Source organism: Bacteroides caecigallinarum, from assembly GCF_021531075.1.
Classification (GTDB): Bacteria; Bacteroidota; Bacteroidia; order Bacteroidales; family Bacteroidaceae; genus Phocaeicola; species Phocaeicola caecigallinarum_B.
This window is the reverse complement of sequence record NZ_JADYTJ010000006.1, coordinates 65054-76628: the sequence shown is the minus strand read 5'-3', so window position 1 is coordinate 76628 and position 11575 is coordinate 65054. Positions and strand designations below refer to the sequence as shown.

Annotated in this window: 8 protein-coding genes and 1 pseudogene; 5 read left to right on the top strand and 4 right to left on the bottom strand. The window is 44.6% G+C overall.

The genetic code is table 11. From position 1 onward, the window contains the following. Positions 1-68: 68 nt before the first annotated feature. Both I6E11_RS03065 and I6E11_RS03060 read right to left on the bottom strand, forming a co-directional pair. Positions 69-830 carry an SDR family NAD(P)-dependent oxidoreductase gene (locus I6E11_RS03065; RefSeq protein WP_235336343.1) on the bottom strand — a complete coding sequence of 254 codons (762 nt, stop codon included), beginning with the start codon at positions 828-830 and terminating at the stop codon, positions 69-71. 223 nt (positions 831-1053) lie between these two features. Continuing rightward, a pseudogene (locus I6E11_RS03060) lies at positions 1054-1182 on the bottom strand (ion transporter); the annotation flags it as partial. 573 nt (positions 1183-1755) lie between these two features. Between I6E11_RS03060 and ilvD the strand changes: the two are divergent. The 5 genes from ilvD to ilvC all read left to right on the top strand — a co-directional run bounded on the left by ilvD (position 1756) and on the right by ilvC (position 7794). After that, positions 1756-3558, top strand: coding sequence for a dihydroxy-acid dehydratase (gene ilvD / locus I6E11_RS03055; RefSeq protein ID WP_235336341.1), 1803 nt, complete (start codon positions 1756-1758; stop codon positions 3556-3558). A 13-nt stretch (positions 3559-3571) separates the two neighbouring features. After that, entirely contained in the window at positions 3572-5272 is a 1701-nt protein-coding gene (gene ilvB / locus I6E11_RS03050) for a biosynthetic-type acetolactate synthase large subunit (RefSeq protein WP_235336340.1), read from the top strand. An 18-nt stretch (positions 5273-5290) separates the two neighbouring features. Beyond that, positions 5291-5842, top strand: a complete 552-nt coding sequence (gene ilvN / locus I6E11_RS03045) for an acetolactate synthase small subunit (RefSeq protein ID WP_154042860.1) — start codon at positions 5291-5293, stop codon at positions 5840-5842. 13 nt (positions 5843-5855) lie between these two features. Then, positions 5856-6602, top strand: coding sequence for an acyl-[acyl-carrier-protein] thioesterase (locus I6E11_RS03040; protein ID WP_154042859.1), 747 nt, complete (start codon positions 5856-5858; stop codon positions 6600-6602). A 148-nt stretch (positions 6603-6750) separates the two neighbouring features. Continuing rightward, positions 6751-7794: a ketol-acid reductoisomerase gene (gene ilvC, locus I6E11_RS03035; protein WP_235336339.1), complete on the top strand. Its 1044-nt coding sequence runs from the start codon at positions 6751-6753 to the stop codon at positions 7792-7794. A gap of 77 nt (positions 7795-7871) precedes the next feature. Here the strand turns inward: ilvC and I6E11_RS03030 are convergent, their stop codons facing one another. Together I6E11_RS03030 and I6E11_RS03025 are read right to left on the bottom strand one after the other, a co-directional pair. Continuing rightward, positions 7872-8624, bottom strand: coding sequence for a LytR/AlgR family response regulator transcription factor (locus tag I6E11_RS03030; protein WP_154042857.1), 753 nt, complete (start codon positions 8622-8624; stop codon positions 7872-7874). A 12-nt stretch (positions 8625-8636) separates the two neighbouring features. Beyond that, positions 8637-11510, bottom strand: coding sequence for a sensor histidine kinase (locus I6E11_RS03025; RefSeq protein WP_235336338.1), 2874 nt, complete (start codon positions 11508-11510; stop codon positions 8637-8639). Positions 11511-11575 lie beyond the last annotated feature (65 nt).

The window sequence follows — 11575 nt, the reverse complement described above, 5'->3', positions numbered from 1 at the left end:
GTATTTAAATGGTATTTAAACGCTGTTTTGGATTATACTTCTTAGCTTTTATGGTAAGTGTATGCAATTTATTTTTGTCTGTGGCATACAGTTCCTGTAGCCTGATAAGTAGGCATAACCAGAACTTCTGCTATCTGTACATGAGCAGGGGCTGATGCTGCGTAATAAACCACATCGGCTATGTCGTCACCTGTAAGTGGTTTCAGCCCATCGTAAACGGCATCTGCCTTGTTTTTGTCTCCACGGAAACGGATAACGGAGAAGTTGGTCTCAACCATTCCCGGCTTGATGTTGGTTACTCTCAGAGGAGTGTCAACAAGGTCTATACGTAGTCCGTCCGACAGTGCTTTTACCGCAGCCTTGGTTGCGCAGTAAACGCTGCCGCCCGCGTATGCCGCATCGCCTGCAATGGAACCTATATTAATAATGTGTCCGCATCCGCGTTCCACCATACCCGGAACAATCATGCGTGTCATTGCCAGTAGTCCTTTGATGTTGGTGTCTATCACTACGTCCCATTCGTCCAATGAACCTTCGTGTTCTTTATCAATGCCCAAAACCAGACCGGCATTGTTTATCAGAACATCTATATTCTTCCATTCTCCTTGCAGAGAGTCTATGGCATTACGCATTTCTTCACGGTTTCTAACATCGAATGGAAGAGTTACGACTTCTGTTCCTGTCTTTTCAAGTTCCTGTTTCAGACTTTCCAGTTTTTCAGTATTTCGTCCGTTCAGTATAAGTCTGCTTCCCATGGCCGCGAATTTTCTTGCGCAGCCTTCACCTATGCCGCTTGTGGCACCGGTGATTAAGATTGTTTTTCCTTTCATTATTATATTATGTTTGAATTGTTGTCTTTTAGAATCTCTCATTATTCGGCCTCTCGTTCACAAACTCCCGGGCTTCTCCATTTTCAGTTTCGCGCCACAGTATTTGCAGTATAAGGCCTCGAAATCGTGCCCGTCGCGGTTGCAGCGTGAGCATTTCCGCTTTTCCAGTTTTTTATGCTCGCTCACCATTGTAGCTGAAACTATACCTGTAGGCACTGCTATTGAGGATTATGTCGAACAGCTTTCCTTTTTTCGTATCCGATTCAAACACAATAGAATATATCTTTTCTTTCAGTTCATCGTTATGAAGGAAGTCATGCCAACGCTGATGTATTCTTGAAATGAATTTCATGCTTATGTTTATATTTTTTTAGTAAGGAACAAAGTTAATAATAAATCATAATGTTTTTGTGATAATATATCAGAAATATAATGTTTTGATATAATTACAGTAACACGTTCGTGTCACGCTCGTCGCACGTTCGTGTTACTCTCGTCGCACGATTGTGTTACACGCGTTGCACGAACGTGTTACGCTATCTATGTCTGGACTGCGATATTTCAATCTCATCCTTTTTACGAGAGGGAATTTAGATTGTGACTTGCGCTCTTTATGTAATAATATGTAGCAAATTTACCGTTTTCTCTGATAAATGATATTTTTCTTCAAAAAAAACTATCATTTTATTTGTTTGTTCCGAAAATCCCTTTACCTTTGCAATCGTAATAACAAAAATAACAGAAAAAGTATGAAAGCAACTAACATTATCATTAACCTGGCAGTCCTGCATATTATTCGCGTCGTGGTCCTGGAACCAAGAGGTGAGGAAGGTTCATGTATGTAGTTGCATATATATGATATTGATGAAAGCCTTTCTCACATGTGTATGAGAAAGGCTTTTTGATTAAATAAGGAGAGATAAAAATGAAAAATGAGTTACGCAGTTCGATGAGTACACAAGGCCGACGTATGGCCGGTGCAAGAGCATTATGGGTGGCAAATGGAATGAAAAAGGAAATGATGGGCAAACCTATCATTGCTATTGTGAATTCATTTACACAGTTCGTTCCTGGACACACACATTTGCATGAGATAGGTCAGCAGGTGAAAGAGGAAATAGAGAAGTTAGGATGTTTTGCCGCTGAGTTCAACACTATCGCGATAGACGACGGTATAGCAATGGGACACGACGGAATGCTCTATTCGCTGCCATCAAGAGATATCATTGCCGACAGTGTGGAATATATGGTGAACGCTCATAAGGCTGATGCTATGGTCTGCATTTCAAACTGCGACAAGATCACTCCGGGTATGCTTATGGCTTCCATGCGACTGAATATTCCTACGGTGTTTGTGTCAGGCGGTCCGATGGAAGCAGGAGAGTGGGGCGGTCAGCATCTTGACCTTATTGATGCGATGATTAAGTCGGCCGACCCGACAGTGAGCGATGAGGATGTAGCGCAGATAGAAAGACATGCATGTCCGGGATGCGGATGCTGCTCGGGTATGTTTACTGCAAACTCAATGAACTGTCTGAACGAGGCTATCGGTCTGGCTCTTCCGGGCAACGGAACTATAGTCGCAACTCACGAAAACCGTAAGCAGTTGTTCAAGGATGCTGCGGCTCTCATCGTAAAAAATGCTTATAAATATTATCAGGACGGCGACGAAAGCGTATTGCCGAGAAGCATTGCTACACGTCAGGCTTTCCTTAATGCAATGACACTTGATATCGCCATGGGCGGTTCTACAAATACCGTTCTTCACCTGCTGGCAATAGCACATGAAGCGGAAGTGGATTTCACAATGGACGATATCGACATGTTGTCACGCCGTGTGCCTTGTCTTTGCAAGGTTGCTCCTAACACTCAGAAATATCATATCCAGGATGTGAACAGAGCCGGAGGTATCATGAATATTCTGGCGCAGCTGAACAAGGGCGGTCTGCTCGATACATCAGTTTCGCGTGTGGACGGTATGACATTGGCCGAGGCTATTGCTAAATATGATATTTCTGCTGAAAAAGTTGATGCAGAAGCAAAAAGAATATATACAAGTGCTCCGGGAGGAAAGTTTTCTATCAAACTTGGCTCGCAGGGCAATTATTATAAGGAACTCGATACAGACCGTGCCACAGGATGTATCCGCGATTTGGAACATGCCTATAGCAAGGACGGCGGACTGGCAGTGCTGAAAGGTAATATCGCACAGGATGGTTGTGTAGTGAAGACTGCCGGCGTGGACGAAAGTATCTGGAAGTTCTCGGGACCTGCAAAGGTGTTCGATTCTCAGGAATCGGCTTGCGAAGGTATCCTTGGCGGAAAGGTTGTAAGCGGCGATGTGGTAGTAATCACTCACGAGGGACCTAAGGGTGGTCCGGGTATGCAGGAGATGCTTTATCCTACATCGTATATCAAATCTAAACATCTCGGTAAGGAATGTGCACTGATTACCGACGGACGTTTCAGTGGCGGTACATCTGGATTGAGTATCGGACATATATCTCCTGAAGCGGCTGCCGGAGGAAATATCGGCAAGATTGTGGATGGTGATATTATCGAAATAGATATACCGAACCGCAGTATCAATGTGAAACTTTCGGATGAAGAACTTGCCGCACGTCCGATGACTCCTGTCACTCGCGACCGCAAGGTGTCTAAGGCACTCAAGGCTTACGCAAGCATGGTAAGTTCGGCTGATAAAGGTGGAGTAAGAATTGTTGACTAAAAAGCATATACATATGAAAGAGAAAATATCAGGTGGTGAAGCATTGATGCGCTCGCTTGAGCATCAGGGAGTAAAGACTATCTTCGGTTATCCCGGAGGAGCGATAATGCCTGTATTCGATGCTTTATATGATCATAGAGATAAACTTAACCATATATTGGTACGTCACGAACAGGGTGCTGCACATGCCGCACAGGGATTTGCCAGAGTTTCCGGTGAAGTGGGTGTATGTCTGGTGACAAGTGGCCCGGGAGCGACAAATACCATAACAGGTGTAGCTGATGCAATGATAGACAGTACACCTATAGTGGTGATAGCAGGACAGGTAGGAGCAGGTCTTCTCGGCACTGACGCCTTTCAGGAGGTTGACCTAGTTGGTATCACACAGCCTATTTCAAAATGGAGCTATCAGATACGCCGTGCAGAGGATGTGGCTTGGGCTGTGGCAAGAGCTTTCTATATTGCCCGTTCAGGACGTCCGGGACCTGTGGTACTCGACTTTGCGAAGAATGCCCAAATAGAAATGACGGATTACGAACCGGTAGATGTTGATTTCATTCGCAGCTATGATCCTGATCCGGAAACAGAGCCTAAGGCTTTGGCAGAGGCTGTCAGATTTATCAATGAGTCTCAAAAACCTTTGGTTCTCGTAGGGCAGGGCGTTGAATTAGGTAATGCTCAGGAAGAGTTGCTTAAGTTTGTAGAAAAAGCTGATATTCCTTGTGGATGCACATTGTTGGGACTTTCGGCAATGCCTTCGGAACATCCTCTGAACAAGGGAATGCTGGGAATGCACGGAAATCTCGGTCCAAATGTAAAGACCAACGAATGTGATGTGCTTATTGCAGTCGGTATGCGTTTCGACGACCGTGTGACAGGAAAACTTGAAACATACGCCAAACAGGCAAAGGTGATACACCTTGATGTTGATCCTTCGGAGATAGGCAAGAATGTACCTGTACATGTTCCGGTGCTTGGTGACTGCAAACGTACTTTAGGTCTGCTTACAGAACTTATCCAGCCTAATAAACATACTGCATGGATTGAGAGTTTCAGCCAGTACGAGCAACAGGAATTCGACAAGGTAATAAAACGCGAGGTTTATCCTGAAAATGGTCCGATAAATATGGGTGAGGTAGTAAACGCTGTCAGTGAGGCTACAAACCATGAAGCGATATTGGTAACAGACGTTGGTCAGAATCAGATGATGGCATGCCGATACTTCAAGTTTACTAAGAGTAGAAGCGTAGTTACTTCAGGCGGTATGGGAACAATGGGATTCTGTATCCCGGCAGCCATAGGAGCTACATTCGGTCGTCCGGACCGTACTGTATGTGCGATAATGGGCGACGGTGGTCTGCAGATGACAATGCAGGAACTCGGTACTATCATGGAACAGAAAGCTCCGGTTAAGATGATTCTGATGAATAACAACTATCTGGGAAATGTACGTCAGTGGCAGGCAATGTTCTTCAACAGAAGATATTCGTTCACTCCGATGATGAATCCTGACTATATGCAGATAGCATCGGCGTATGGTATTCCTTCAAGAAGAATTATTGAGCGTGAAGAGCTTAAAGACGGAATAGAGGAGATGCTTGCAACAGACGGTCCGTTCCTTCTTGAAGTATGCGTAGTGGAAGAAGGTAATGTATTGCCGATGACTCCTCCGGGAAGCTCGGTTAACTATATGATGATGGATTTGGATTGCTAACGAGTAGGAGGATTAAAAATGGAAAATAAGACATTATATACTATCATAGTTCATTCGGAAAATATAGCCGGTTTGCTTAATCAGGTGACTGCCGTTTTTACACGCCGACAGATTAACATCGAAAGCCTTAACGTGTCGGCTTCCTCTATTGCAGGAGTACACAAATATACAATCACTTGCTGGACAACTGCAGATATTGTGGAGAAGGTTGTACGCCAGATAGAGAAGAAAATGGATGTCATTCAGGCACACTATTTTACAGATAAGGAAATCTTTCAGCGCGAGGTGGCTATGTACAAGGTATCTACACCGGAGTTTCAGAACAATCCTGAGGCATCGAAGGTAGTCAGAAGATTTAATGCACATATTGTTGAAGTAAATCCGGTGTTCTCTATAATAGAGATGGTTGGTATGAGCGATGAGATAACATTCCTGTACGAGGATTTGAAAAGGCTTAATTGCGTTCTTCAGTTTGTACGTTCTGGAAGAATTGCTGTATCTACCAGTTGTTTTGAGCGTGTGAACGAGTATCTTGCTCACCGTGAGGAAAGATATAAAAAAGGACTTTAAAACATTTCTTGTTATGGGAGAAGAAAATAAAGTTGGCACATATAACTTTGTCGCAGAACCATTTCATGTTGACTTTACAGGAAAGTTGACGATGGGAGTTTTGGGTAATCATCTGCTTAACTGTGCCGGTTTTCATGCCACAGAACGTGGCTTTGGCATTGCCGAACTGAATGAAAGCCATTTTACGTGGGTGCTATCCCGTCTGGCTATAGAGATGGAAGAATTCCCAATGCAGTATGAGAAATTCAGTGTACAGACATGGGTGGAGAATGTTTACCGCCTGTTTACCGACCGAAACTTCTCTATTCTCGACAAGGATGGAAAACCTATCGGTTATGCGCGTTCAATATGGGCGATGATAGATCTTAAAACACGTAAGCCGGCCGATTTGCTTACACTGCACGGTGGCAGTATCGTTGACTATATATGCCAGAAGGAATGTCCAATCGAGAAGCCAGGAAGAATAAAGGTTGCTTCGGTAGAGCCTGTAGGTGAATATGTGGCAAAATACAGCGATATAGACTGCAACGGACATGTGAACAGTATAAAATACATAGAGCATATACTTGACTTGTTTCATATGGATGTCTTCCGCGAAAAAATGATACATCGTTTTGAGATGGCGTATGTTGCGGAAAGTTATTTCGGCGATAAGCTGACCTTCTATCGTGAACAGATTTCGGATAATGAGTACGACATAGAAGTGAAGAAGAACGATAGTGAGGTGGTAGTAAGAAGCAAAGTGATATTTAAGAATTAAAAATTAATAATTAAGAATGAGTTGATGGTTGTTAGTTATTGGTAACTGACCGGAAGGAAACCTGGTCAACTTGTCAACTCGTAACTAACCTATAAACTTACAAACTTAAGAACTTATAAACTTATAAACTTAAAAACTTATAAAAAACATGGCACAATTAAATTTTGGCGGTGTGATGGAAAATGTAATCACCCGCGATGAATTTCCATTGGAAAAAGCACGTGAAATCTTGAAAAACGAAACAATTGCAGTTATAGGATATGGAGTACAGGGACCAGGTCAGTCATTGAACCTTCGCGACAACGGATTCAATGTCATCGTAGGTCAGCGTCCGGGCAAAACATACGAAAAAGCTATCGCTGACGGCTGGGTACCAGGAGAAACATTGTTCGGTATCGAGGAAGCTTGTCAGAAGGCTACTATCGTAATGTGTCTTTTGTCTGATGCGGCTGTAATGTCTGTATGGCCTAAAATCAAACAATATCTTACTCCTGGCAAGGCATTGTATTTCTCACATGGTTTCGCTATTACTTGGAACGACCGTACAGGTGTGGTTCCTCCTGCTGACATCGATGTTATCATGGTTGCTCCTAAAGGATCAGGTACTTCATTGCGTACAATGTTCCTCGAAGGCCGCGGCTTGAACTCATCATACGCTATTTATCAGGATGTAACAGGTAAGGCATTCGACAGAACTATCGCTCTTGGTATCGGTATCGGTTCAGGATATTTGTTCGAAACTACATTCCAGCGTGAAGCTACTTCTGACCTTACAGGTGAACGTGGTTCATTGATGGGTGCTATTCAGGGATTGCTTCTTGCACAGTACGAAGTATTGCGTGAAAACGGACATACTCCTTCTGAAGCATTCAACGAAACTGTAGAAGAGCTTACTCAGTCATTGATGCCATTGTTCGCTAAGAACGGTATGGACTGGATGTACGCAAACTGTTCTACTACAGCTCAGCGTGGTGCTCTTGACTGGATGGGCCCGTTCCACGATGCTATCAAACCTGTAGTTCAGAAATTGTATCAGAGCGTTAAGAGCGGTAACGAAGCTCAGATTTCTATCGACTCTAACTCTAAGCCTGACTATCGTGAAAAACTTGAAGCAGAATTGAAAGCTTTGCGTGAAAGCGAAATGTGGCAGACTGCTGTTACAGTACGTAAACTTCGTCCTGAAAACAACTGATAATTTATTATAAGAGAATCTTTATTCCCTCTTTGTGGCTTACTGTTGCAGAGAGGGAATTTTTTTGTAATGGATTTTTATGTCATTTTATGTTTTGTGGATTTTTCTACAGATTCTAATCCTCCAGCAGATAAGTCTATACTGTATTCCTTTCCATTTGGAGTGCGCAGGGTACACGACTTATGCCTGGTATCTACTTTATAGATCATTTGTCGGTTGAGAAGCAGATTTCTTCCGGCTCTTATGAAATGTTCTTCGCCCAGTCGGGTTTCGATGACACCAAGACGTTCTAAGATGATTTCCTCGCCTGTTGTTAGGGTGGCATTCGAATAATTACCGCTGGCACGCACAAATACGATTTCTTTTTTCCCTATGAACAATGTGCCGTTCAACGTTCGGAATGGGAATTTGTCTGAATCAGGTCTTGCCGGTACGTATGGTAAGGCATTGTGTTCGTCACGTTCTTTGATGCGCTGTATTGCTTTTGCCAGTTCGGACACTTCAACCGGTTTAAGAAGGTAGTCGGCAGCAGCCAGTCGGATAGCCTGGAGCAGATACTCCGAGTTGTTGTAAGCTGTGGTGAAGATGATATGTGGCAGTGGCATGGCTTCTTTCAGTTCACACAGAAGTTGCAGCGTGGTGGAACCTTGCAGCTGAATGTCAAGGAATAGTATGTCCGGCCGGTGGCGCAGTATGGCTTTCAATGCCGAATTGTAATCTTCGCAACATTCTACTATATCAATATCCGGGTGGTAATCTTCAAGTTTTCTGATGAGGGACAAGCGTGGAAGCCGTTCGTCTTCTACGATTATGGCACGGTATTTTTTCATGTGCAGGTTTGATTAGAAATAATTATAATTATAGGGAATGTATAACTCAAAACGAGTGCCGCAGCCATTCCCGTCTGTATCTTTCAGGTCTGTCACTGTTTGTACAATATGCTCGGCGTTACGCTGGTTGTAAAGTTCAATTTGTTGTTCCATGATATTTAATCCTTGCTTGGTGGATGTGCCGGAGAGGATGGCGGCAGCTTCACGTCCTACACCATCATCGGTGACTGATACACAGATGCCTCCAGTTCTGGCTTTTACTTCAATGAGGAGGTGTCCGCGACCACGTTTGTTGCGCAGACCATGTTTTACTGCGTTTTCGCAGTATGTGTGCAACATCATGTTAGGTACTTGTACAGAGGTATCCGCTTTCGGATCTATGCATATATCGTAAGCCAGGTTATCCCCATAGCGTAACTGCTCAAGTGTTAGGTATAGGCTGGCGTATTCAAGTTCTTTCGCAAGTGAGCGTGATGGCTTATCCACGTCCATCAGTAAAGTGTTGGTAAAACGAGAGTATAAGGCGAGGTATTTGTTGGCTTCCTCCACAGAATGGTTCAATATGAAATATTCTATACCTGCCAGCACGTTAGAGTTGAAGTGTGGAATAGACTTTAGTCGGATGGACTTCAACAGCAGATTGTTCAGCATGGTTTCACGTTTCAGTCTTTGCGTCTGTTTCTGTTCGTGGCGCTTGTAATAATGGAAGGTCAATGCCCATATACCACCGGCTATCAGCAGTCCTGATATAATCCAAAACCATGGTTGTTGCCATAAAGCCGGACGCAGATGTAAGTCGATGTATATTGCAGGTGAGGCGATTGCACCTATCGAAGCCTCCACTTCCAGCCTATAACGGCCTGGCAGAAGGTTGTTGAATTGTACTTCGCGGGCACTTTGCGGCTCGGACCATTGTTTCTGGAGTCCTTTCAGCCGATACCGGTAATATACGTTGCCCGTAGCCGAATGGGACACTGCTATGAAAGAAAAGCGCAGGTGACGCATAGGATAGGAGAGCGTTATCTGCCTGGAGGATATTGGCAAGGATTGCCAGTCAACATTGTCGGCAGATGCTTCTATTGAGACCATTTCCAGATTTGGTACGGTATATTGGTATGTCAGGTCGCGGGAGCGGAATGAAACAGTCCGGTCAACACAAGGTATCCATATTGTTCCGTCATCCGCTTCGGCTATATGAGCCACAAGCGGTTCGATACCGGTAAAACCGTTGTAGCGGTTGAAGAACATTGTTTGCAGAAGTCTGTTATCGGTGATGTACAGTCCGTTTACCACTGCCACAATGAGATAGTTGTCTTTTGTTTGGCAGATAGAGCGAATAGGACTTTCGTAATCATGAATCATGATTGCAGAGTCATTGCGTACGGTATATAGTTTCTCGCCCGAAGCAATTAGTATTTCACCTTGTAGTGTAGTAGTCATGGTGGTACATGGAATCCCTTCTTCAGGCTGGTGAATGGCGACCTGTTTGTTTCCGCTTATCCGCACAGGACCGTATGCGGTGCCCACATACAAGTTGCCATATCCATCCGGACAGGCACAGAATATGTCACGCAGTCCTTTGTGGGTATTTAGAATGTGTCCATGACGGTCTGTGACGAACAATTCCTGTTTGGTAGCGACGAGCAGGCTGTCACCATATCCGGCAAGGAAACGGTAGTTTAGGTATGGTAGGTTAAGCCATTGTCTGCGAGTATCTTCATAAGCCAGTACATCACCTTGACCAAGCAGGTAGATGGTTTGTCCTATACGGGCGGTGTATGGCAGGAAGTAGTTGTCTTTGCTATTTGGGTAGTGAACAGGATGTAGTTCCTTAGCTGTGTTACCCTCAAGCAGTTTGCCGTTTAGTGTGCCGCATATTAAATGTCCTTCAGAGGTGATACCTATGGAGCGGAGGATGTCGTTACGGTCGGTTAAAGTGTGGTTCATGAAGTTCAGTCGGAAGAAGTTGTACACACCTTGATAAGTGGCAAGCCAGATGTTGCCTTCGCGGTCGATGTACATCTGCCTGATGAGGTTTATGCCATCTACAAGCTGCTCTACTTTATTTTTAGTGGGGTTGAAACGGTAGAGGTTATGTGCGTCGTGCAGGTAGATGTTTCCTTGTCTGTCGGCACAGGCTCCGATGCCGTAGTCGGGTGCGAGAAAGTGGAAAGGTATTATCCGTTGTGTCGAAGCCCCGTGGCAGGAATACACACCATCTGCGGCGAAGAGGTAAAGCATATTGTCAGTCCGAAGCAGCGAGTAGCCTTGTGGGACAAGAAGGGCAGGCAGCTGCGTGCCATCTGCTTTGACACGGTAAGTGCGTTCTGCGGTAGGTATATAGAAGATACCGTCTGTTGTGTCGGCAAACACACGTCGGCAGGCATCCATTTCGTCGAGCAGTGGAGAGCGCAGCACGGTTTCTGTATCTTCAGCGGTGGGGCGGCAAATTTCACGTTCTTGTTCCTGCTCGTTTTCCAGCAGGAGGTAGTCCGGTGGTAATGATGATGAATTAAGGTTGTTGAGTAACATCCCTCGGTTGTTTAGCGGACTGGTGTCAGTCAGTCCGTTTTCTCCGGCGAGGTGCTTGCGACGGAAACCTAAGGCTGTGACACCAAGTGAGTCCTCATGAAAGGCTACTATGTTTTCCGGTCTTCCCCCCTTGAGATATGGCACGAACTCGAAACCGTCATAGCGTACAAATCCTGCAAGGGTACCTATCCAGATGTACCCCATCTTGTCCTGGTGGATGCACTCTGTGAGCATCTGGGGCAAGCCGTCCTGCGTGGTGTAGCGGCGGAAAGAGTATCCCGAAGTAACGGTTACACTTACATGCGTTGCGCATAGTGCGGACATCGGGAGCAGCAGTCCCAGTAAGAAAGACATTTTAGCTAATAGGTGGCATATATATTTCTTTTGTGTCATGTGTTTTCTATAAGGTTTCTTTGTTG